The organism is Burkholderia sp. AcTa6-5 (assembly GCF_017815075.1).
Taxonomy (GTDB): Bacteria; Pseudomonadota; Gammaproteobacteria; order Burkholderiales; family Burkholderiaceae; genus Burkholderia; species Burkholderia sola.
In genome coordinates this window covers 326,941-348,141 of the sequence record NZ_JAGIQE010000001.1, presented here as the reverse complement: position 1 = coordinate 348,141, position 21,201 = coordinate 326,941, and the positions used below count along the sequence as shown (strand labels likewise).

At 69.2% G+C, this 21,201-nt stretch carries 20 protein-coding genes; 11 read left to right on the top strand and 9 right to left on the bottom strand.

Annotated elements, in window-relative coordinates; genetic code table 11:
* Nucleotides 1-86 precede the first annotated feature (86 nt).
* The 4 genes from J8I33_RS01455 to J8I33_RS01440 all read left to right on the top strand — a co-directional run bounded on the left by J8I33_RS01455 (nt 87) and on the right by J8I33_RS01440 (nt 3,839).
* Nucleotides 87-2,063 (top strand): ATP-binding protein, encoded by a 1,977-nt coding sequence (locus J8I33_RS01455; RefSeq protein WP_209932711.1) that lies wholly within the window; start codon nt 87-89, stop codon nt 2,061-2,063.
* A 66-nt stretch (nt 2,064-2,129) separates the two neighbouring features.
* Complete coding sequence (locus tag J8I33_RS01450) at nt 2,130-2,540, top strand: BON domain-containing protein (protein ID WP_209925185.1); 411 nt, start codon at nt 2,130-2,132, stop codon at nt 2,538-2,540.
* A gap of 79 nt (nt 2,541-2,619) precedes the next feature.
* On the top strand, nt 2,620-3,165 hold the full coding sequence (locus J8I33_RS01445; RefSeq protein ID WP_209932709.1) for a hypothetical protein: 546 nt from the start codon (nt 2,620-2,622) through the stop codon (nt 3,163-3,165).
* 50 nt (nt 3,166-3,215) lie between these two features.
* Nucleotides 3,216-3,839 (top strand): DUF4142 domain-containing protein, encoded by a 624-nt coding sequence (locus J8I33_RS01440; protein WP_209932707.1) that lies wholly within the window; start codon nt 3,216-3,218, stop codon nt 3,837-3,839.
* Nucleotides 3,840-3,870: 31 nt separating this feature from the next.
* Here J8I33_RS01440 and J8I33_RS01435 read toward each other — a convergent pair whose 3' ends face one another.
* The 3 genes from J8I33_RS01435 to J8I33_RS01425 all read right to left on the bottom strand — a co-directional run bounded on the left by J8I33_RS01435 (nt 3,871) and on the right by J8I33_RS01425 (nt 5,527).
* Nucleotides 3,871-4,374 (bottom strand): PRC-barrel domain-containing protein, encoded by a 504-nt coding sequence (locus tag J8I33_RS01435; protein WP_209932705.1) that lies wholly within the window; start codon nt 4,372-4,374, stop codon nt 3,871-3,873.
* 99 nt (nt 4,375-4,473) lie between these two features.
* Nucleotides 4,474-4,905 (bottom strand): CBS domain-containing protein, encoded by a 432-nt coding sequence (locus J8I33_RS01430; protein WP_012340039.1) that lies wholly within the window; start codon nt 4,903-4,905, stop codon nt 4,474-4,476.
* Between the two features lie 373 nt (nt 4,906-5,278).
* Nucleotides 5,279-5,527 (bottom strand): hypothetical protein, encoded by a 249-nt coding sequence (locus J8I33_RS01425; protein WP_089489373.1) that lies wholly within the window; start codon nt 5,525-5,527, stop codon nt 5,279-5,281.
* Between the two features lie 121 nt (nt 5,528-5,648).
* On the opposite strand from J8I33_RS01425, the gene J8I33_RS01420 reads away from it, so the two are divergent.
* From J8I33_RS01420 to J8I33_RS01400, 5 genes are all read left to right on the top strand, one after another.
* On the top strand, nt 5,649-5,948 hold the full coding sequence (locus tag J8I33_RS01420) for a hypothetical protein (RefSeq protein WP_050011058.1): 300 nt from the start codon (nt 5,649-5,651) through the stop codon (nt 5,946-5,948).
* A gap of 303 nt (nt 5,949-6,251) precedes the next feature.
* Nucleotides 6,252-6,563, top strand: a complete 312-nt coding sequence (locus tag J8I33_RS01415; RefSeq protein WP_041492268.1) for a hypothetical protein — start codon at nt 6,252-6,254, stop codon at nt 6,561-6,563.
* Between the two features lie 203 nt (nt 6,564-6,766).
* Nucleotides 6,767-7,648 (top strand): MipA/OmpV family protein, encoded by an 882-nt coding sequence (locus J8I33_RS01410; protein ID WP_124554268.1) that lies wholly within the window; start codon nt 6,767-6,769, stop codon nt 7,646-7,648.
* Between the two features lie 94 nt (nt 7,649-7,742).
* On the top strand, nt 7,743-9,437 hold the full coding sequence (locus J8I33_RS01405) for a VRR-NUC domain-containing protein (RefSeq protein WP_209932703.1): 1,695 nt from the start codon (nt 7,743-7,745) through the stop codon (nt 9,435-9,437).
* Nucleotides 9,434-11,734, top strand: coding sequence for an ATP-dependent DNA helicase (locus J8I33_RS01400; RefSeq protein WP_124554270.1), 2,301 nt, complete (start codon nt 9,434-9,436; stop codon nt 11,732-11,734). The genes J8I33_RS01405 and J8I33_RS01400 overlap by 4 nt, the downstream gene beginning before the upstream one ends.
* 15 nt (nt 11,735-11,749) lie before the next feature.
* Here the strand turns inward: J8I33_RS01400 and J8I33_RS01395 are convergent, their stop codons facing one another.
* The 3 genes from J8I33_RS01395 to shiA form a co-directional block, all read right to left on the bottom strand.
* Nucleotides 11,750-12,523, bottom strand: coding sequence for an IclR family transcriptional regulator C-terminal domain-containing protein (locus tag J8I33_RS01395; protein WP_050011062.1), 774 nt, complete (start codon nt 12,521-12,523; stop codon nt 11,750-11,752).
* A 382-nt stretch (nt 12,524-12,905) separates the two neighbouring features.
* Nucleotides 12,906-14,207 carry a UDP-N-acetylglucosamine 1-carboxyvinyltransferase gene (locus J8I33_RS01390; RefSeq protein ID WP_124554271.1) on the bottom strand — a complete coding sequence of 434 codons (1,302 nt, stop codon included), beginning with the start codon at nt 14,205-14,207 and terminating at the stop codon, nt 12,906-12,908.
* A 231-nt stretch (nt 14,208-14,438) separates the two neighbouring features.
* The gene (gene shiA / locus J8I33_RS01385) at nt 14,439-15,746 is read right to left on the bottom strand and encodes a shikimate transporter (RefSeq protein ID WP_089489376.1); all 1,308 of its coding nucleotides are present in this window, start codon (nt 15,744-15,746) and stop codon (nt 14,439-14,441) included.
* A 359-nt stretch (nt 15,747-16,105) separates the two neighbouring features.
* On the opposite strand from shiA, the gene J8I33_RS01380 reads away from it, so the two are divergent.
* Complete coding sequence (locus tag J8I33_RS01380; RefSeq protein ID WP_209932701.1) at nt 16,106-17,233, top strand: VOC family protein; 1,128 nt, start codon at nt 16,106-16,108, stop codon at nt 17,231-17,233.
* Nucleotides 17,234-17,278: 45 nt separating this feature from the next.
* Here J8I33_RS01380 and J8I33_RS01375 read toward each other — a convergent pair whose 3' ends face one another.
* The 3 genes from J8I33_RS01375 to J8I33_RS01365 all read right to left on the bottom strand — a co-directional run bounded on the left by J8I33_RS01375 (nt 17,279) and on the right by J8I33_RS01365 (nt 19,871).
* The gene (locus J8I33_RS01375) at nt 17,279-18,619 is read right to left on the bottom strand and encodes a type II toxin-antitoxin system HipA family toxin (RefSeq protein WP_209932700.1); all 1,341 of its coding nucleotides are present in this window, start codon (nt 18,617-18,619) and stop codon (nt 17,279-17,281) included.
* Between the two features lie 2 nt (nt 18,620-18,621).
* The gene (locus J8I33_RS01370) at nt 18,622-19,029 is read right to left on the bottom strand and encodes a helix-turn-helix transcriptional regulator (protein ID WP_050011067.1); all 408 of its coding nucleotides are present in this window, start codon (nt 19,027-19,029) and stop codon (nt 18,622-18,624) included.
* A 176-nt stretch (nt 19,030-19,205) separates the two neighbouring features.
* Entirely contained in the window at nt 19,206-19,871 is a 666-nt protein-coding gene (locus J8I33_RS01365; RefSeq protein ID WP_050011068.1) for a cation diffusion facilitator family transporter, read from the bottom strand.
* Between the two features lie 270 nt (nt 19,872-20,141).
* On the opposite strand from J8I33_RS01365, the gene J8I33_RS01360 reads away from it, so the two are divergent.
* Nucleotides 20,142-21,161, top strand: coding sequence for a DNA-binding protein (locus tag J8I33_RS01360; protein ID WP_050011069.1), 1,020 nt, complete (start codon nt 20,142-20,144; stop codon nt 21,159-21,161).
* Nucleotides 21,162-21,201: the final 40 nt, after the last annotated feature.

Below are 21,201 nucleotides of genomic sequence, written 5' to 3'. Positions count from 1 at the left end.
CTCGCCCGGCGCGCTCGACGGTATGCCGGATGGCCGAAAGGCGGCATCCCCCCGCACGACGGGAGCCGGCGCGATGCAAGGACGCAATGAGGACTCTGACCCGTGAGTTGTTCCGGCAGGGTGCATGGGTCGTGCTGGCCGTCGGGCTGGCGTCCGCGCTGCAGGCGTGGGCGATTCGGGCCGTCGGCCAGCACGCGCCCTTTGCGCCGCTGCCTTTTTATGCCGGCGTGGCGGCCGCCGCATGGCTGACGTCGTTCGGCGGCGGCCTCGTCGCGACCGTCGCGAGCGTCGGCGTGATCTCCGCATTGTGGTGGCGCGACGCGCCGCTGGTTACGCTGCTGGCGCAAGCCAGCGCGTTCGTCGCGATCGGTTTCGTCGAATGCGTGCTGGTGGCGGCGGTGAAGCCGCTGCTCGCGAACGATCGTCCGCACGGGACCGGCGACCACGACGACGATCCGTCTCCGCCGCATCGCGAGCCGTCGTCCGTCGCGTGCGTGTCCGACGACGGGCTGCTGCGCCGCGTGGTCGATGCGTCGCCCGATGCGATCGTCGGGACCGACGCCGAGCGCCGGATCGTCAGCTGGAATCCGGCCGCGGCACACATCTTCGGCATCGATCCGGCACAGGCGAGCGGACGCGACATCGTCACGATGATCGCGCCGCGCTGGTTGCGCCGGCATGCGGTGCCGGCGTCGTTCGCGAACCTGCGCACGCCGGTCGGGCCGCTCGACGTCCTGTGCGTGCGCCCCGACGGCGGCCGTTTTCGCGCCACCTTCGCCGCGTCGCCGCTCGTCGACGCGCAGGGCAACTGCACGGGCCTGTCGCTGACGCTGCGCGAAGCGGGCGAACGCCACCACCTGCGCTCGCTGCGCGGCGCGCGCGACGCGCGCGTGCAGGCCGACGCGTCGAACCGGCTGAAGGACGAACTGCTGGCGACGGTGTCGCACGAACTGCGCACGCCGCTGAACGTGATCTACGGCTGGGTCGAGGTGCTGCGCAACGCCGACGGGCAGGGCCTCGCGCAACAGGCGGTCGACGCGATCGATCGCAGCGCGCGGTCGTTGTCGCACATGGTCGCCGACCTGCTCGACGCGTCGTCCCTCGCGACCGGCCGGCTGCGCCTGGAACGCGTGCCGGTCGATCTCGTGCGGATCGTGCGCGACGCCGCGCGCGAACTCGACGCGACGGCCGAGGCGAACGGGCTCGTGCTGTCGACGGAGTACGCGATGCCGGCCTGCGTGATTCCGGCGGACGGCGAACGCCTGCGCCAGGTCCTGTCGAACCTGCTGTCGAACGCGATCAAGTTCACGCCGCCGGGCGGACGCATCAACGTGTCGCTCACGCGTGCCGGGGAGCGCGTGCGGCTGTCGGTCTCCGATACCGGGCAAGGCATCGCGCCGGAATACCTGCCGCACCTGTTCGACACGTTCAGCCGGCCGGAAGGCGCGTTCACGTCGCCAAAGCGCGGCCTGGGGCTCGGCCTGTCGATCGTGCGCAACATCGCGCAGCTGCATGGCGGCGAGGTCGTCGCGACGAGCGCGGGGGCGGGGCGCGGCATGACCGTCACGGTGACGCTGCCGGCCGGCTGGGACGCCGACGATCCGGTGGAGCAGCCGCCACGCGCGAAGCGTATGTCCGATACGGTCGCGCTCGACGGCCAGCGCGTGCTCGTGGTCGACGACGACCCGACGTCGCGGACGAGCCTCGCGGTGGCGCTCGAAACGATGGGCGCGCAGGTATCGACCGCGCAGTCGGGGCACGATGCGCTCGAGGCGGTCGAGCGGCAGCAGCCGAGCGTCGTGCTGTCGGATCTCGCGATGCCGGACGGCGACGGTTACTGGCTGCTGGACCGGATCCGGCGCCTGCCGAACGGCGGCGGGCATCTGCCGGTCGTCGCCGTCACCGCGCACGCCGGCAAGGCAGACCGGCGCCGCGTGATGGCCGCCGGGTTCGATGCCTATCTGTGCAAGCCGGTCGACATGCCGACGCTCGCGAGCGTGATCGTCGACGTCGTACCGGACGACCCGAACGACAGGAGCGGCGGGAAGCCGCGCGAGCAGTAGCGGCGCACACGGACGGCGCGGCACGCCGGTCGCCTGACGCTGAGCACATACGAAAAAGGAGACGCGATGGACGCAACGGAAAACCCGCGGCGCGACGGCACGGACGGCAAGCCGGCACGCACCCGACGCAGGACGCCGGTCGTGCCGATCGCGAGCATACTGATGATGTCGTGTGCATGGTTCGCGACGCCCCGCTACGCATCGGCCGACGAAAGCACCCGTGCGAAGCTGGCGAGCCAGGCGTCGGCCGTCGGGGGCCAGATCCGCGATGCGACGCTCGCGTCCCGCGTCAGGGCCGCGCTCGTCGCCGAACGCGGCCTGGCCTCCAGCGACATCGACGTGCAGGTTCGCGACCGCGTGGTCGAACTCACGGGCAACGTACCCGACGAGCGGCAACGCGCGACCGCCATCCGCGTCGCGCACGACGTCAGCGGCGTGAGCGGCGTGCGCGACAAGCTGCAGATTCGCCGGAAGTAACGTGATGCGCGGGCCAGCGCTGGACCGATCGGGCGTCGCGCGCCCGCGACCCTGCGCGTCACCGGGCAGGAGGTTCGACATGGACACCATCATCGCGGGCCGCTTCTCGCGGCTCGAACAGGCGGAACGCTGCGCGGAGCAGTTGCGCGGCCACGCGATCCATCGGGACGACGTGAAGGTCTTCTTTCTCAATCCGCCCGGGCAGCACGCGCTGTTCTGGCTCGGCGGCGACGTCTATGCGGACTCCGCCGCGCGGCCCGGCGGCCTCGGCGCGCTGGAAGGCGTGGCCGTCGGCGCGGTCGTCGGGCTCGCCGGGGCCGCGCTGCTGTATCTCGGCGGCCTTCATTCGCCGCTCGCGTGGATCGGCGTGCCGCTCGTGGGCGGCTATGTCGGCGCGTTGTGCGGCGCGCTCGGCAAGATGCGCGGCGATGCGCCAGAGGGGCATGGCGCGTTGAAGCAATGCGAAAACGGCGTCGTGCTGGCCGCGCATGTGACGCGGCGCACGATCACGTTCGCGGAGCGGACGATGCTCGCGGCCGGCGCGTTGTCGGTGGAGCGCACCGAGGGCGCATGGCACAACGGCGCGTGGACGGATTTCTTCACGTCGGACCATCGTCCCGCGTGACGGCAAGCGGCGCGGCCGGCCCTGCTCCGTCGTTCCACACGGAGGCCCGGATGACGAAAACGAACCGAATCGAGCAACGCACGCGTCGGCCGCTGGGCAGCGTGCTGACGGCCATCGCCGGTGTCCTGGCGTGCGCGGCTTCGCACGCGCAGACGCCGGCTTCGTCCGCCCGGGTCGCGCCGGGCGTCATCCTCCCCGGCCCGACCGCCGACGAGGCCGGCATGACGCAGCGGCCGACCGGCATCGACGCCGAGTTCGTCGACAAGGCCGGCATGATCGGCAAGGTGGAACGGCAGGCCGGCCAGCTCGCGCTCGATCGCTCGTCGAACGCGGACGTGAAGGCCTTCGCGCGCCGGATGGTCGACGATCACGCGCGTATCGCGGACGAACTGCGGCACCTTGGCGCGCAAAAGGGCGTGCCGGTCCAGACGCGTATGCTCGTGGACCCGGCCGTGACGGCATTGCGGGCGAAGAACGGGCGCGCGTTCGATACGGCGTATGTGGCGCTGGCCGGCCCACGCGCGCACGAAGCGGCGGTCCGGCTTTACGAAGCCGAGGCGAAAGAGGGCCGCGACGCGAAGCTACGCGCATTCGCGGCCCGCACGCTGCCCACGCTGAACGCGCATCTGGGCGCCGCGCGGCAACTCGCGACGGCGGTGGCCACCGCGCAGTGACCGGCTTTCGGGCGGACAGTTCGGATAGCGTTCAGTGCTGCCGCGACCCGTCTTCCGGGCCGCCCGGCGACGCCTCGTACGGCGGCGAATCGAGCGCCGTTTCGCCTTCCTCGATCAGCCAGTACGGCGAACGGCCGTAATACGCATGCAGCGCTTCGGCCCACTCGGGGTCGGCCATCGTCGGCCAGCAGCTCTTGTCGAAGCCGGGCGCCTCGCGCACACGTGCAGTGTCGACGGGCAGCACGAAGCATTCGCGTTCGGCATCGAGAACGAGCGCGTTCCACGGCACCGCGAGCAGCTTGTCGCCGATCCCGAGCAGACCGCCGGACGACACGACCGCATACGCGATCCGCCCGGTGCGCACGTCGAGCATGATGTGGGCGATCTTGCCGATGTCGTCGCCGTCCATCGTCAGCACGCGATCGCCTTCGAGCGTGCGGGCGGCCATCACGTCGGGTCCCGGCCCGCCGGCGGCCGTACGCGGATTCGCGCCGACGATGCGCGCGGCGTCGCGCGACGGTTTGTCCGTTGTCATCGAAAACCTCCTGGTCGAAGCGGCAGCCCGGCCCGCGCGCAGACTCGTCGCGCGGGTAGTGCGCCGGGGCGGCAGGCCGCGGGATGATCGGGGCGCCGGTCAGCGGCGGCGCGGCAACGAGACGTCCTCGAGCGTATTGGCCAGCTCGTCGCGCGCCGGTCCGCCCGCGCGCGTCGCGATGTCGCCGAGCGACACCATGCCGACGAGCTTCAGGCTGCGGTCGAGCACCGGCAAGCGGTGCAGCTGCACGTCGGCCATCCGCTGTTGAACGTCGCCGACGCCGTCGTCCTCGACGCACCACTGCACGGGCCTGGACGCGACCGCCTGCACCGGCGTATCGGGCGAATGGCCGTGCGACAGCGCCCGCACCGCGAGGTCGCGATCGGTCACGATCGCGACGAGCTCGGCGCCGTCGCAAACGGGCAGCACGCCGATATCGAAGCGCTGCATCAATTCGGCCGCATGGCGAATCGTGTCGGTCGGCGCGACGCACACTACGTCGCGCGACATGATCTCGTTGACGCGATACATGAACGCCTCCTTCGTGATCGGGACGATACGGGAGCACCGCTTGTGCCACGCGCACGGCGCGTACACCGGAGCCAAGGCCTGTTCACGCTGATAACGCACCTGCACCTGGCTTGCCGGGCGACGGAGAAATTTGCCATCGCGCTTGTACATCTTCCACGGCGGCAGCCGCGGCCTGGCGACGGGGGCGTCAGTGACCGATGCCCGTCATCGTGACGATTGCCAGCACCACCGCGCTTTCGATCGCGGCGAGCGCCGCCACGCCGGCCGCGCCACTGATTTCATGCCATCTGCGTTCAAGGACTTTCATCGGATCGCTCCTGATTTGAGCCGACGCGGGGCTGCGCTGCCACGCAACGCGCGCCGGGTGCCCCCGTCAGCCGTGATCGCGGGGCGGGGAAGGGACGTGCGGCGCGCGACGTTCGCGCTCGCCGGACGGCTTGGTGGGGTCGATACGCGTCGCACCGCCGACGGCGGGCGGATCGCTGGCCGGAAACGTCTCCTCGAGCCCTTCGTCGATGCGCTCCTCCGTCTTGTCTTCAGACGGCGGACGCGACGAGGCGAGCCGGAGCAGTCCGGCAGCCGGTGACACGGCGTCGCGGCGGCCGGTGGAGTATACGGTCATGGTCGAACCTCCTTGTCGATGAGAAGCCGCAAGCGCCGTACCCGCGGCAGCCGGGGGCACGGCGTTTGCAAGCCGGCGGAACCAGCCGGCACGCGTCCGGGATGGACGAGAGGACATCGTGATGAATGCAGCCAGGGAAAGAATACGTTACGACGCGAACGTATGCGGTGGCGATTTCGGCCATGTGCGCGAGCGTTTCGATACGTGGAAACGCGAATCTCGGCTCTATCGGCCGGAGCGGCGCATGTTCGACGGCAAGGACGAGGTGCGCGAACTGAACGACACCGTTTACGACGGCCCGGAACGCGCGCAGCAGGCACTCGTCGCGCAATGCGAACCGTCCGATCCGTTCGCGCTCGCCGTGCAGCTGACCGCCGAGGGGCGCACGATGTGGCTCGTCATGGCGGCGTACGACGCGTGAGCCGACCGGCCAAGGGGCGCGACAGCAGGCACGCCGCTTGCGAGGGCTCGCCTCGCCATTGAACGGCGCGCGCCGCCGCGCAGGAGTGACATGAACACGCCATCCATGCTGCACCGCCCCGAACCGACGACACCCGACGTCGACCCGGATCCGCCGCCGCCCGGGCACGACGACCCGGTCGATCCGCCCGTGCCCGACGGGCTGCCGCAAGGCGATCCGCCGTCGAACCCGCCGCCGATGCGGATGCCGGGCGGGCGCCGTGCGCCACGACCGGCCACGCGAACATTGAAAAGGAGGACCGTCATGGACATTCACGTGCAATCGCCAGACAAGCGCGCGATCGCTCAGGTACTGGGCCGCTATTTCGAATCGCGTTCGCTCCGCTATCACATCGAGGAATTGCCGGGCGGCGTGCTGCAGATCGGCTTTCGCGCGAGCGGCCGTCCGGTCGCCGTCACCGTTTCGTTCGACGATGCCGCCTACGACACCTACACGCACTGGGACGCGAGCCAGAAGCAGCTCGCGCTCGGCCGGCTCGCCGACGGCTTCTCGCGAATGATGTCGACCCGCAGTCCGGCCGCGCTCGCCGGCGACTATCACGTCGAGCGTTTCTGATTCCGCACTCGTCCGCCGGCTCGTGCCGGCTTCCGGCAAAGTGCCCGCCCACAACGGGCGCTTTGCGTCTGCGCGCGCGTCGCGTAGGATGTCCGTTAATTCAGCGCATGCTACGTTCGCGCCGCAGGCTGCCTGCCGTTGCAGCCGATGAAGCGCGACGCGCTTTCCCTCAGGTTCGTTTCGTGCAACCGACGGAGACCGCCTTGACCACTGTTGCTCGCCTGTTGCTGTCCACCGGCGTACGCCGGTTCGTATCCGGCCTGTCGGCATTCGCGGCGCTCGCCGCCGCCGGCGCCCGCGACGCGTCGGCCCAGACGCCTTCGCCGCTCGGCGAATGGCAATACACGGCGGGTGTACCGCTCCAGAAACTCTTCGATCCGAACATCCCCACGTGGCAGGTGAGCGTCGGCGCCGCGATGACGCTGCAGCCGCGCTACGCGGGCTCCGACCGCTATCGCGTGATGGGCGGCCCGAATTTCGACATCCGCTATCGCGACCTGTTCTTCCTGTCGACGGGCGAGGGCCTCGGCGCGAACGTGCTGCGCGGGCCGAACTGGCGCGTGAGTTTGTCGGTCGGCTATGACCTCGGGCGCCGGTCGGCCGACGATCTCGGTCACCTGAACGGTCTCGACAACATCAACGCGGCGCCCGTGATGAAGCTCGCGGCCGACTACGTGGTCTCGAAGGATTTCCCGCTCGTGCTGCGCGCGGACATCCGGCGCAGCATCGGCGGGTCGAACGGCTGGACCGGCGATTTCTCCGCGTACATGCCGATGCCCGGCAGCAACGAGCACTTCTTCTGGTTCGCGGGGCCGACCGTGACGTTCGCCGATTCCCGCTACATGAACAGCTGGTTCGGCGTGAACCAGGGCGCGGCCGCGCGCTCCGGGCTGCCGGCCTATTCGTCGGGGGCCGGGATCAAGTCGGCCGGCGTGGGCATGACGATGGTGTGGTTCGTGAACAAGCACTGGTTCGTCACGGTGGACGGCGCGCTCGAGCAGCTCGTCGGCCGCGCGGCGCGCAGCCCGATCACGCAGCAGTCGACCAACGGCGTGTTCGACATGTCGGTGAATTACCAGTTCTGACCGGCCGGGCAGCGCAAGGGCGATGCCGCGTGCGGCATTGCCCGTCATATTTGATATGATTGCGACCTGTACAAATGTACAGTGATCGATCCCCGTGACGCCTGCCTCGCCGACGCCTCCGGCGTTTTACTACCTGACCAATTTCGAACGCGCGCTGGCCTGGCTCGGCGAGCGTTACGACGACCTGTTCGACGCGCACGAGCATGCGTTCGTCCGGCAGTTCGCGACGCTGCCGCAGGCGTCGCGCGCGCTGCTCGTGCGGATGCTGATGCGCAACGGGTCCGATTTCCGCGCGACCAAGCTCGTGTACGACGAGATCGGCTGCACGCTCGACGCCGCCGCGCCGCTCGTCGCGCTCGGCTGGGTCGATCCGGCGCCGGCGCTCACGCTCGACGAGCTGTTCGCGCTGTCCACCAAGGCCGATCTGCTGCGCATCTTCCCGGCGCTCGCCGCGCATGCGGGCGAGCGCAAGGCCGACTGGCTCGACCGGCTGCGGCCCGCGCACGACGTCGCGCAACCGCTCGACGCGTGGTGCGCGCAGCCCGGCGATCGGGTGTTACGGGTGACGGTCGGCGCGCTGTGCGACCGGCTGCGGCTGATGTTCTTCGGCAATCTGCATCAGGACTGGAGCGAATTCGTGCTCGCCGATCTCGGCGTGTTCCAGTACGAAAGCGTGCCGATCGCGCCATCGTCGCGCGCGTTCCAGCAGCGCGGCGACGTCGACGCGTATCTCGCGCTACAGATGTGCCGCGACGCACTCGATGCATGGCCCGACGATCTGCCGTTCGACGACCTGATCCGCGCGCTGGATGCAGTCGACTGCGCGCAACCGTGGCTCGCGACGCGCCGCGCGAAGTTGCTGTTCGCGCTCGGCCAGGCGTGCGAACGCCGCGCCGACTGGTGCGCCGCACTCGACGCATACGCGCGCAGCGCGTGGCCCGGCAGCCGCCACCGGCGAATCCGCGTGCTCGAACGCTGCGGGCGCGACGACGACGCGCTCGCGCTGGCGCTCGACGCCCGCGGCGGCTTCGAGAGCGACGAGGAGCGTCAGCGCGTCGAACGCATGCTGCCGCGCCTGCAGCGCCGTGCCGGCCAGCGCGTCGAACGCGCGACCGCTGCCGCGGACGTGCCGCGCGAGACGCTCGTGCTTGCGCGTCCCGACGCGTCCATCAGCGTCGAATTCGCGGTGCGCGACCATCTGGCGCAGCCGGCTTCGCCGGTCCACTACGTCGAAAACACGCTGATCAATTCGCTGTTCGGACTGCTGTGCTGGGAGCCCGTGTTCGCGGCCGTGCCCGGCGCATTCTTTCACCCGTTCCAGCGCGGCCCGGCCGACTTGCACGCACCCGATTTCGCCGTGCGCCGCGCGGCGGCCTTCGACGCCTGCTTCGCGCAGCTCGATTCGGGCGCGTACCGCGACACGATCCGCCGGCATTTCGCGACGAAGGCCGGGCTGCAGTCGCCGTTCGTGTTCTGGGGCGTGCTGACCGACGCGCTGCTCGACGAAGCGCTCGCCTGCCTGCCGCCCGAGCACCTGCGGCTGTGGTTCACGCGCCTGCTCGCGGATATCCGCAGCAACCGGTCCGGCTTGCCCGATCTCGTCCGCTTCTGGCCCGACGAGCGCCGCTACGAGCTGATCGAGGTGAAGGGCCCCGGCGACCGGCTGCAGGACAACCAGACGCGCTGGCTCGCGTACTGCCTCGCCCACCGGATGCCGGTGCGCGTCGTCGACGTCGAATGGGCCGGCGACGACGTCGCGCACGCCGAGGCGGCAGGGTTGTCCGCATGAGCTACGTGGTCGCGGTGCGGGCGATGTGCGAGTTCACCGCGCGGCGCGGCGATCTCGACCTGCGCTTCACGCCCGCGCCGACCGCGCTCGAAGGCATCGCCGGCCACGGCGCGGTCACGTCGAAGCGCGGCGCGCGCTACGAAACCGAGATCGCGCTGACGGGCACGTGGGGCACGCTCACCGTGCGCGGCCGCGCCGACGGCTACGATCCGGTGGCGAACCGGCTCGAGGAAATCAAGACCTATCGCGGCAGCCTCGACGCGATGCCGGCCAACCATCGCGCGCTGCACTGGGCGCAGGCGAAGGTCTATGCGCACCTGATGTGCGACGCGCGCGACCTCGAGGCAATCGACGTCGCGCTCGTGTATTTCGACATCGTGTCCGAGCGCGAGACGGTGCTGACGGAAACGCTGGATGCCGCCACGCTCGCGACGTTCTTCGCCGAGCAGTGCGCGTGCTTCGTCGGCTGGGCCGAACGCGAGACGGCCCACCGCGCCGCGCGCGATGCGGCGCTGCGCGCGCTCGCGTTCCCGCACGGGCAGTTCCGCAGCGGCCAGCGCGAGCTGGCGGTGGCCGTCTATCGCGCGGCGCGCAACGAACACTGCCTGATGGCGCAGGCGCCGACCGGCATCGGCAAGACGCTCGGCACCGTGTTCCCGCTGCTGAAGGCATGCGGCGAGGGCGAGCTCGACCATGTATTTTTCCTGACCGCGAAAACGCCCGGCCGCGCGCTCGCGCTCGAAGCGGCGACGACGCTCGGCGCCGGCACGCCCGCGCTGCCGTTGCGCGTGCTGGAACTCGTCGCGCGCGACAAGGCGTGCGAGCATCCGGACCTCGCGTGCCACGGCGAATCGTGCCCGCTCGCGAAAGGCTTCTACGACCGGCTGCCGGCCGCGCGCGACGCGGCGATCGAGGCCGGGCTGCTCGATCGCGATACCGTGCGCGCCGCCGCGCTCGCGCACGACGTCTGTCCGTACTACCTGGCGCAGGAACTCGCGCGCTGGTCGGACATGATGATCGGCGACTACAACTACTACTACGACGGCAGCGCGATGCTGCACACGCTCGCGCAGCAGAACCAGTGGCGCGTCGGCGTGCTCGTCGACGAAGCGCACAACCTGCTCGACCGCGCCCGCAAGATGTACAGCGCGTCGCTCGATCCGTTCGCGTTCGCGGCCGCGCGCGAAGCCGCGCCGGCCGCGTTGCGCAAGGCATTCGACCGGCTCGCCCGCGCGTGGGGCACGCTCAATCGCGCGCAGGCCGAGCGCTATGCGGCTTATCCCGACGTGCCGGGCCCGATCGTGTCGGCCGTGCAGAACCTCGTCGCGGCGATCGGCGAACACCTGACCGACGCGCCGCGCGCGAACGGCGACGCGCTGCTGCGTTTTCATTTCGAGGCGATCCAGTTCGGCGTGCTGGCCGAGGCGTTCGACAGCGCGTCGATCTTCGACGCGACGCTGCAGGGCGAACCGATGCCGCGGCAGCCGGCGCTCGACGGCGTCGCGACGGCCGGCCGTCGACGCCGCGTCCAGTCGACGCTGTGCGTGCGCAACGTGATCCCTGCCGGTTTCCTCGCGCCGCGCTACGAAGCCGCGCGTGCGACCGTGCTGTTCTCGGGCACGCTGAGCCCGTTCCATTTCTATCGCGACACGCTGGGGTTGCCCGGCGATACGGGCTGGCTCGACGTCGACGGGCCGTTCCGCGCCGAGCAGCTGACGGTGCGTGTCGCGAGCCACGTGTCGACGCGCTGGCGCGACCGCGATCGTTCGCTCGAACCGATCGCCGACCTGATCGCCGCCCAATACGCGGCACGGCCCGGCAACTATCTCGGCTTCCTGAGCAGCTTCGACTACCTCGGGCGCGTGGTCGCGCTGATGCAGACGCGCCATCCGGACGTCCCCGTGTGGGCGCAGGCGCCCGGCATGGCCGAAAGCGAGCGCGACGCGTTTCTCGCGCGCTTCGACGCGGGCGGACGCGGCGTCGGCTTCGCGGTGCTGGGCGGGGCGTTCTCGGAAGGCGTCGACCTGGTCGGCGAGCGGCTGATCGGCGCGTTCATCGCGACGCTCGGGCTGCCGCAGGTCAACGACATCAACGAGCAGATGCGGCGCGCGATGGACGCGCGCTTCGGCAACGGTTACGACTACATGTACCTGTATCCGGGGCTGCAGAAGGTCGTGCAGGCGGCCGGGCGCGTGATCCGCACCGAGCAAGACGAGGGCGTCGTGCATCTGATCGACGACCGTTACCGACGGCGCGAAGTGCGCAACTTGCTGCCGCGGTGGTGGCGGATCGGGTGACGGCGGCGTCGGTCGCTACAGCACGTTGAGCATCGCGAGCGCGGCTTCCTGCAGATGCGGCAGCACACGTCGCACGGCCGCGTCGGTTGTCTCCGCGCCGATCGGCATGTTCGTGCTCAGCGCGGCGACGACTTCGCCGTGACGGTTTTTCAGCGGCACCGCGATCCCGCGAACGCCGACCTGCAGTTGCTGCTCGATCGCCGCGTAGCCGGCGTCGCGCGCATGGTCGACCTGTTCGAGCAGCCGCGCCTTGTTGGTGATCGTGTGCGGCGTGAACGGCGGCAGCTCGGTCTCGTCGAGCCACGCGCGCACGGCTTCGCGATCGGGATGATGGGCGAGCAGCACGACGCCGGGCGACGTCAGCGGCGCCGGCACGCGCGCGCCGAGCACGAAACCCGTCGTCATCACGCGCGACACGCCGTTGCGGGCGATGAACACGAGTTCCCAGCCGTCGAGCACGCTGACGTACGCCGATTCGTTCAGCGACGCGCTCAGTTGCTGCAGATAAGGCTGGACCGTGCGCGGCAGCCGCGCCGAATCGAAGTACGACCAGCCGACCCGCAGCACGCGCGGCGTGAGGCCGTACAGCTTGCCGTCGGTGTACACGTAGCCGAGCGATTCGAGCGTCAACAGGTAGCGCCGCGCGGCCGTGCGCGTGAGGCCCGTGCGTGCGGCGGCCTGCGTGGGCGTCATGCGCGCGTGCTGGCTGTCGAAAGCCTCCAGGATCATCAGGCCTTTTTCGAGGCCGGCAATCCAGTCGCGTCGGTCGAGTTCGGGCTTTTTCGTCATCACGGATGGGCTATGGCGCGCGGTGTTCGCGCAGGAGTGGGCGATTATCGCGCGACTGGTGGGGGAACGGGAGATCGGTTGATCCGCGATCCTTGCCCGCCGGATAGGGGCTCACGTTTCGGCAATTGGACAGGTCTGAATCTGGTTTTCGGCGAGCGGGAAAAGGCCGACGGGTCGCGGAAGTAGACGTTCCGACGATGCATCGCCAGGCTGGCGCAGACTGCGGGAAGAAGCGTGAAGCAGCACGCAGTGTGCTGACGTGAATAGATGGCGGCCGATGGCAGAGCGCAGCGCGGCCGCGCATGGAAGCGACCGATACGGCATGAAAAGCGCGAGAACCGGATGCGACGCGACCGTTACGCGCGCCGCATCCGTCATGACTTTACTCGCTACTCGTCCACTCGACGTTCGCGCCCACCGAACGCAGGTTTTCGACGAAATGCGGATGCGCGCGGCGAATCGGCAGCGCGTTCATGATTTCCGAACGGCCTTCGATGCTCGCGGCCACCATCAGCAGCGCGATCGCGACGCGAATGATGTACGGGCTCTCGACGCGCGCCGGCGTCAGTTGCAGCCCGCCGAACGTGATCAGCCGGTGCGGATCGGACAGCAGCACGTGTGCGCCGAACTTCGACAGTTCGCCGGACCAGCCGAGCGCGCCGTCGTAGACCTTGTTCCAGAACATCGCGCTGCCTTCCGCACGCACGCCGAGCGCGATGAAGATCGGCAGCAGGTCGACCGGCAGGTACGGCCACGGCGCGGCCTCGACCTTGGTCAGGATGTTCTGCGTGAACGGCCGGCGCACGCGCAGCGGGCCGTCGCGTTCCGCGCGCGACCAGCCGTCGCGGTGCGTGACGGTGACGCCGAATTTCGCGAACGTGCGGTCGATCAGCGGGAAATGCTCGGGCGACGAATTGCGCACCGTGATGTCGCCGCCGGTGATCGCGCCGAGCGCGAGGAACGTCGCGATTTCATGGAAGTCCTCGGCGAAGCGGAACTCGCCGCCGCCGAGCTTGCCGCCGCCCGTCACGCACAGCCGCGACGTGCCGATGCCCTCGATCGCGACGCCGATCATCGCGAGGAACTGGCTGAACTCCTGCACGTGCGGCTCGGAGGCCGCGTTCATCAGCGTCGACGTGCCGTTCGCGGCCGTCGCGCACAGCGCGAAGTTCTCCGTGGTCGTTACCGACGCGTAGTCGAGCCAGTGATCGTTGGCCGTCAGCGGGCCGTCGGTACGAACGATCAGCGAATCGGGCGTGCGTTCGATGTGCGCGCCGAAACGTTCGAACACCTCGACGTGCGGATCGATCTCGCGCACGCCGAGCGTGCAGCCTTTCACGTCGTTCTCGAGGCGCGCAACACCGAAGCGCGCGAGCAGCGGCGGAATCAGCATGATCGACGAACGCATCGCCTCGGGCAGCCGATGGACGGCCGGATCGAACGTCGTGTTGCGATGGTGAAGCTCGAGCAGACCCGTCGTGAAATCGACCGACACGTCGCTGCCGAGCGTGCGGAAGATATCGAGAATCTTGCGCACGTCGGTGATGTCCGGCACGCCGACGAGACGCAGCGGCTGATCGGTCAACAGGGTGGCGCACAGAATCGGCAGGACGGCGTTCTTGTTCGCGGACGGCTTGATGTCCCCGCGCAGCGGAGTGCCGCCGTGGACGATGAGATTCGACATGATATGGGGGCGTATCGGTGACTGACGTAGGCCCATATGATGCCATTGGTCGGCACGCGGCGTGGAATGTTCGGAGGGGGAAAAGGGGAATCGGCGCGCGTAACTGACAGTGTTTGACGTCGCGCCCGCGATGTAGCAGGTCGAATTGCAGCAGGTCGAATGTCGGCCGGCATGGCCGCATGACCGGCCGCTTGGCCGACCGTGAATCGGGTCGGCCATCCGGTCAGGCGATCATTGCGCCGCCCGCATCCGCGCGGCGACCACCAGCGAGATCAGGCAGCCGGCCGCCAGATAGCCGGCCACGAGGTGCCACGAACCGCCGGCCACGCTGACGAGCCCGACCGCGATGAACGGCGTGAACCCGCCGCCGACGACGCTCGCGAACTGATAGCCGACGCCCGCGCCGCTGTAGCGATATTCGGCGCCGAACAGCTCGGTGAACAGCGGCTGCTGGACGCTCACGACCATGTCGTGCGCGGCGTTCGCCAGCAGGATCGAGAAGATCACGATCCACGCGATCGAGCGCGACTCCAGCGCGACGAAGAACGGCACCGCGGACGCAAGGCCGATCAGCGCGCCGATCAGGTAGATGCGGCGCAGGCCGTAGCGATCGGCCAGCCACGCGAAGCAGGGGATCGTCACGCAGCTCACCGCGCCGACCAGCAGGCCGATGTTCAGGAACAGGTCGCGCGACATGCCGAGGTTCGTCGTCGAATAGCTGAGCGCGAACGCGGTGACGATGTACATCGTGAACAGTTCGGCGAGCCGCAGCGCGACGATCAGCAGGAACGCCTTCGGGTGGCGCGTCAGCGCTTCCAGCACCGGCAGGCGCAGCTTGCGGTTGCCGTGCTCGACCTTGTCGACGAACTCCTGCGATTCGTCCATGTTCTTGCGCACCCAGAGCCCGATCAGCACCAGCACGATGCTGAACACGAACGGCAGGCGCCAGCCCCACGACTTGAACGCGGCCTCGCCGAGCGTATGGCTCAGGATCGAGACGATGCCGGTGGCCAGCACGAGCCCGACGCCGTAGCCGACCTGCACGCCGCTGCTGTAGAACGCCTTCTTCTGCTTCGGCGCGCTCTCGACGGCCATCAGCGCCGCGCCGCCCCATTCGCCGCCGACCGCGAAACCCTGGATCGCGCGCATCAGCACCAGCAGCACGGGCGCCCACCAGCCGATCGTCGCGAACGTCGGCAGCAGGCCGATCGCGACCGTCGACAGCCCCATCAGCATCACGGTCAGCACGAGCATCCGCTTGCGGCCGAGCCGGTCGCCGTAGTGGCCGAACACGATGCCGCCGAGCGGCCGGAACAGGAAGCCGACGCCGAAGGTGGCGAACGCCGCAAGCGTGCCCATCGTCGGGCTGACTTTCGGGAAAAACTCGGAATTGAATACCAGCGCGGCGACGATTCCATACAGCAGGAAGTCGTACCAGTCGACGACGGCGCCGACGAAGCTGCCGATCGCGGCCTTGCGGGCCTGGCTGCGTGCACGCGCGCCGGCGGCGGCGTCGAGGGTGTCGAAGGTAGGGGTCATGGCGGTGTCTCCTGGCACGGCGCATCGTGGAATCGTGGCGGCGCCGCGTCCGATGCTGCATTGAAGTCGATGGGTGAACGGAGAATAGGGCGCGCGCCGCACGGCGGCAATTGGCCAATCGGATAATGTGCGCGATTATCGTTCAATTTCGTGCGATTATCGAACGATTTTCGGGTTTGCACTAGGCGGCGTGTCGATATCCCGTTCGGCCGGGGTGTGCCGCCGTGAACGATCTGGTTAAAATCTGCAGCATCGACAACTCGCCCGTCCGGGGCGGAAGTGCGGCCGCCACATCGGCCGCGCATGCCGCACGCGACAGGCACCATTCCCCCATCGACCGCATGCCCCCGGAGACTGGAATGCCCGGCAATTCCCACCCGTTGTCCAGCGATACGCCGCCCGTCGCCGATCCGGCCGCCAATCCGCTCGGGATGGCCGGCCTCGAATTCGTCGAATTCGCGGCGCCCGTGCCGGACGCGCTTGCGCAGCGCTTCGAGCAGTTCGGGTTCAAGGCGATCGCGCGGCACGTTAGCAAGAACGTCACGCTGTACCGGCAGGGGCAGATGCATTTCCTGATCAACGCCGAACCCGAGTCGTTCGCCGCGCGCTATGCGGAGGAATACGGGATGGGCGTGTGCGCGATCGGGTTGCGCGTGGCGAACGCCCGGCGCGCGTTCGAGCGCGCGATCCAGCTCGGTGCGTGGGCGTTCGAAGGCGAAAAGGTCGGCGTCGGCGAACTGAAGATTCCGGCGATCCAGGGCATCGGCGATTCGCACCTGTATTTCGTCGACCGGTGGCGCGGGCGGGACGGCCAGCGCGGCGGCGTCGGCGACATCTCGATCTTCGACATCGATTTCCGGCCGATCGACATCGCGACCGCGCATACCGATCTCGATTGCGCGGGCGTCGGCCTGCAGCAGGTCGACCACTTCACGCAAACCGTCGGCGCGGGCCGCATGCAGGAGTGGCTGGATTTCTACCATGACTTGCTGCATTTCCGCGAGATCCACCAGATCGACGCGCATTGGCATGTGTCGGAGGAATCGCGCGTGATGGTGTCGCCGTGCGGCGCGGTGCGGATTCCGGTCTATGAGGAAGGTACGCGGCGCACCGAGCTGATGCATGCGTACCTGCCCGACCATCCGGGCGAGGGCGTGCAGCACGTCGCGCTGGCCACCGACGACATCCTGGCGTGCGTCGATGCGCTGCGTGCGAACGGTGTCGAGTTCATCGAGCCGCCCGCACGCTATTACGACGACGTCGATGCGCGGCTGCCGGCGCATGGCGTCGATCTCGACGCGTTGCGCCGCCGCGCGGTGCTGGTCGACGGCGAAATCGGCAGCGACGGCGTGCCGAGGCTGTTCTTCCAGACCTTCGTCAAACGCCGCCCCGGCGAGATCTTCTTCGAGATCGTGCAGCGCAAGGGGCACCACGGTTTCGGCGAGGGCAACCTCGCGGCACTCGCCCGCGCGCGCGACGCCGGCTGAACGACCTGGCGCCGGCGGCCGTTATGCCGCCGCGCACGCCTTCGATCACGCCGGATCGGCCGCCGTGAGCTTGCGGCTTTGCCGACGCATGCCGTCGAAGATCGCGTCGGCCACGTCCGCGGGAAAATCCGCCGGAATCTGAGCGGCGGCTTCGGCAATCGCGGGCTCCGTCCGTGCGGCGACGGCCGCCATCGCGACGCGCACGTCGTCTTCGGTCAGGCCGACGCGGCGGCCCTGCGCGATCCAGTGGCGCGGCTGGATTTCGCCGATCACGTAGTGCCGGTTCTTCCCGCAGACGGCCATCGCGAGGCGTGCGCGGCGCGGCGGAATCTGGTTGCGGCGCGTGCCGATGATCGGATGCGCGGACAGCACGTCGTACAGCGGCGTGCTTCGATACGCATTGCCGGGCAGGTGCGCGATGCTGAAATTCTTCGCGTGGCCGTCGATCGCCGCCAGCACCCAGAACACGAGCTGGGCGACGAAAAAATTCATCCGGTCGCGCGACGCTTCGGCCGAGTTCGCGAGGATGCCCATGATCGTCTCGATGCCGGGGCCGCCGTCCGATTCGTATTTCGCTCCCGATGGCGTGCCGGTCGCCTGGCACATGTCCTCCTGCGGCAATCGCAGGATCCACGAGCCGTCGCGCGACGGACGCCGGTCGAAGCGCTCGACGATCAGCGCCTTCTGGTCGTCGAACCGGCCGATCTCGCACGGCGCGACCGGCAGGCCGTACGCGGCGACGAGTTTCGAGCACAGCCATTCGTTTTCGACGGACGTGCGCATGTCGGCCTGCATGTTGCCGACACGCCCGAGCGGCAGCTTGAAGATGTGCGTCGTCGGCGTGCTGCCCGACGGCCGCAGCCAGCGATTGCGCCGACGCAGCAGCGCGGTCTTTTCCTGCGCGCCGGCAATCGACAGGCGCAGGTCGGCGTCCGGCTCCGCGCGGCCGGGCAACGGCGCGGCGGTCGCGTGGCGCAGCACGTCGGCGACGGCTGCGTCGTCGAGCGTCGCGCCTTCGATGGCCTCGAGATCGACCGGCGTCTCGCCCGGCGGCAGCATCTGGATCGCGCCGACGCAGTCGCGGCCGATCGACGCGAGCAATTCGAACGGCGCCGTCGATCCGAGCCGGTAACGCTGCGCGATGCGGCGGCGGATCGGCTCGCTGTCCGGCAGCAGGTTGTCGAAGTAGTCGGCCACGATCGCGCCCTGGTGCGGCTGGTTGCCGGGCGTGAAGGGCAGCGACAACGACAGGGGCCGGCCCTGGGGATCCTCGAGCCAGTCCGGCAGGTAGACGAGACGTTCGACGCCGCGGCGGATTTCCCAGTACCCGACGGGAATGCCGTTCATCCACAGGTCGAGCCGGTCGTGGCGGGCACGTGCGGCCATCGTCACCAGTCCTCCCGCTTCGACACGCGTGGCCTGGCGCGAGTCGTCGCTGCCGGGCGCTTCCGCGCGGCGTCGGCCGCGGCTCCGGTCGAGGCCTGGGCGGCCGTGGCGCCGCGCTTGCTCGCGACCGGCTTGCGGCGCGCCGGCGGCTCGGCGCCGGAAGCCGAATCGGCCGCTTCCGCCGGCGCATCCCGTTCGTCCGGGCTGAGCATCATCCGAACGCCGAGCGCGTTCAGCACCTTGAAAAGCCGTTCGATGCTGACCGCCGACGGGTTGGCTTCGAGCTGGGCATAGGATTGCTGGGTGATGCCGAGGCGGGCGGCCAGTTGCGCCTGCGTGAGCCCCGCGGATTTCCGGAAGCCGACGAGTATCGGGCGCAACTGGGTCAGGGTCTGGACTGGAAAGGCCATCGGGCGCTCCGCGAGATGACAGGCGATCGTTTGTAATCGGAAAATACAGTTTATGGCATGTATTGTACAAATACAAATCATAGCCTGTATCAACGAAAAACAAACGATAGCCTGTTACGCGGGGCCGATCGTACAGGCATGGGCGCGAATCGGGCGTTGGGCGACACCCGCGGCGTTCACGACCCGCGCGTCGAGCGATTCGCCCAATCCGCCCATGCCGGCCACTGCGCCCAGCCGCGACGGACGAACCCGGCGCCCGTGCGGATCACGAGCGCGCCGATCGCGAGCGCCGCGAGGTCGTCGAGACGGCCGAAGCCGACCAGCGCCGCGCTCATCGCGAGCGCCGCGAGCAACGACGACAGCGCATCGGTCCGCACGTGCCAGCCGCTTGCCTCGAGCAGCGCGGAGCCGGTCTCGCGCGCCTTGCGCAGCATCCAGTACGACAGCACGGCCTTGCCGGCGAGCGTGACGACAACCAGCGCAAGCGCGGTCGCGCCCGGCTGCACGACGGGCGGCGTATCGAACCGCGTCAGCGCATGCCAGATCATCTGCGCACCGGTTACGGCCAGCAATGCGCCGAGGCCCGCGAGCGCGAGCGGCTCGTAGGTCGGGCGGCGCTCCGGCGGCAGGCGCGCGTCGAACCGGCAGGCGACGAGGAGCAGCGCATCGGCTGCGAGATCGATCGCCGCGTGCGCGACGTCCGCGAGCAGCCCCGACGAATGCGCGGACCATGCCGCCGCCGCCTCGACGGCGAGCAACAGCAGGTTGATCGCGAGGCTGACGGCGAGGGCCCGGGACGTGGCTGTGTAAACGTGGGACGTGGCGCGCGACGGGCGCTGCATGGCGGGTTCGTCTGTAGAAAACGGGGGGAAGCTCGAACGCTACCGGTCGACGATGGCAGGTCCGTGACAGGCGGCCGGATAGCGGGGCAACGGGGCGCGATGCTCGACGCGAAGGCGGGCTGGGCGGGAAGATTCAACGCTGTGATCGGGGAGGGCCGCCCGAAGCCGACGATTCAACATTATAGAAATAATGTCAAATCTAAACCCTGAAAAATTGGGTATTTAACGGTTTACGTTATATTACTTACTAAATTTCCTTCGAAGCCCGCCATGTCCGACCTCGCCGCCGATGAACCCCGCCTGACCGCCGAAATCGAGCGCCTCAAGGCCGACTTCCCGAAAACCCGCGAGCTGTACCGCGAAGCCTGCGCACTGCTGTTCTTCCGTTTCGGCATCACGCCGACGGCCAACCGCCTGTACCAGCTCGTGCGCAAGGGCAGCATGAGCACGCCGACAGCCGTTCTCGGGGAGTTCTGGGCCGAGCTGCGGGAAAAGAGCCGTGTGCGCATCGAGCATCCGGACCTGCCGGCCGATCTGCAGGCGGCGGCCGGCGAACTGGTTGCGGCGCTATGGAACCGGTCGAGCACCGACGCGGCCGCCGCACTCGACGCGCTGCGCGCGGAAGTCGAGGCCGAGCGGGCAGCGGCGCAAGCAGAAGTGGCGACGCTGCAAGCCGAACTGGCCCGCACCGAAACCGCGCTGGAGCAACGCACGGCCGCGCTGCTGGCTGCGCAGGTCCGCATTCAGGAACTGGAGCAGGCAAGAGCGGCGGACGATGCATCGCGGCGGGCAATGCAAGCGGATATCGAACGCCTGAAGGCAGACAACGCGGAGGGCGACCGTGCACTCGCGCAGGCCCGTGCGGACTTCACCACCCAGCTCGACCGGCTGCGCGACGACACCGGGCGCGCCGAAGAGCGGCTGCGCGCATCGGAAAAGCGGGCGCTTCAGGAAATCGATCGCGAGCGGCTCGCGACCGCGCGCTTGCAAAAGGAACTCGACGCGGCGACATCGCGCGCGGAACAGCGCGACGCGCAGCAGCGGAAGGAAGCGGCCGCGCTACAGGCGCAACTCGGTGACGCGCTGCATCGCTGCGGCGTGCTTCAGGGGCAGCTCGACGGCGCACTGGCGGCCGACGCGGCGCGCAGCGCCGAACTTGACGCGCTGAGGCGCGAGATGGCGGCGCGGGTGCGCCGGCCGCCGTTGCGCGGCGTCAAGACCATCCCGGCCGTCGAGCGGAGCGAGCGGCGGGCGCGCACGAGAAAGCGTGCCGACGAAGCGCCGCGCTGACGGCGAAACCGAGTCGTCGACATGACGCGCCACGCGCAGA

Bases quoted from the DNA above. Each gene is read 5' to 3' on its own strand.
- J8I33_RS01440 (WP_209932707.1), top strand. From the start codon at position 3,216: ATGACGAAAACGAACCGAATCGAGCAACGCACGCGTCGGCCGCTGGGC.
- J8I33_RS01360 (WP_050011069.1), top strand. From the start codon at position 20,142: ATGTCCGACCTCGCCGCCGATGAACCCCGCCTGACCGCCGAAATCGAG.
- J8I33_RS01400 (WP_124554270.1), top strand. From the start codon at position 9,434: ATGAGCTACGTGGTCGCGGTGCGGGCGATGTGCGAGTTCACCGCGCGG.
- J8I33_RS01445 (WP_209932709.1), top strand. From the start codon at position 2,620: ATGGACACCATCATCGCGGGCCGCTTCTCGCGGCTCGAACAGGCGGAA.
- J8I33_RS01380 (WP_209932701.1), top strand. From the start codon at position 16,106: ATGCCCGGCAATTCCCACCCGTTGTCCAGCGATACGCCGCCCGTCGCC.
- J8I33_RS01455 (WP_209932711.1), top strand. From the start codon at position 87: ATGAGGACTCTGACCCGTGAGTTGTTCCGGCAGGGTGCATGGGTCGTG.
- J8I33_RS01370 (WP_050011067.1), bottom strand. From the start codon at position 19,029: ATGGCCTTTCCAGTCCAGACCCTGACCCAGTTGCGCCCGATACTCGTC.
- J8I33_RS01415 (WP_041492268.1), top strand. From the start codon at position 6,252: ATGGACATTCACGTGCAATCGCCAGACAAGCGCGCGATCGCTCAGGTA.
- J8I33_RS01420 (WP_050011058.1), top strand. From the start codon at position 5,649: ATGAATGCAGCCAGGGAAAGAATACGTTACGACGCGAACGTATGCGGT.
- J8I33_RS01365 (WP_050011068.1), bottom strand. From the start codon at position 19,871: ATGCAGCGCCCGTCGCGCGCCACGTCCCACGTTTACACAGCCACGTCC.
- J8I33_RS01450 (WP_209925185.1), top strand. From the start codon at position 2,130: ATGGACGCAACGGAAAACCCGCGGCGCGACGGCACGGACGGCAAGCCG.
- J8I33_RS01425 (WP_089489373.1), bottom strand. From the start codon at position 5,527: ATGACCGTATACTCCACCGGCCGCCGCGACGCCGTGTCACCGGCTGCC.
- shiA (WP_089489376.1), bottom strand. From the start codon at position 15,746: ATGACCCCTACCTTCGACACCCTCGACGCCGCCGCCGGCGCGCGTGCA.
- J8I33_RS01390 (WP_124554271.1), bottom strand. From the start codon at position 14,207: ATGTCGAATCTCATCGTCCACGGCGGCACTCCGCTGCGCGGGGACATC.
- J8I33_RS01375 (WP_209932700.1), bottom strand. From the start codon at position 18,619: ATGGCCGCACGTGCCCGCCACGACCGGCTCGACCTGTGGATGAACGGC.
- J8I33_RS01430 (WP_012340039.1), bottom strand. From the start codon at position 4,905: ATGTATCGCGTCAACGAGATCATGTCGCGCGACGTAGTGTGCGTCGCG.
- J8I33_RS01395 (WP_050011062.1), bottom strand. From the start codon at position 12,523: ATGACGAAAAAGCCCGAACTCGACCGACGCGACTGGATTGCCGGCCTC.
- J8I33_RS01435 (WP_209932705.1), bottom strand. From the start codon at position 4,374: ATGACAACGGACAAACCGTCGCGCGACGCCGCGCGCATCGTCGGCGCG.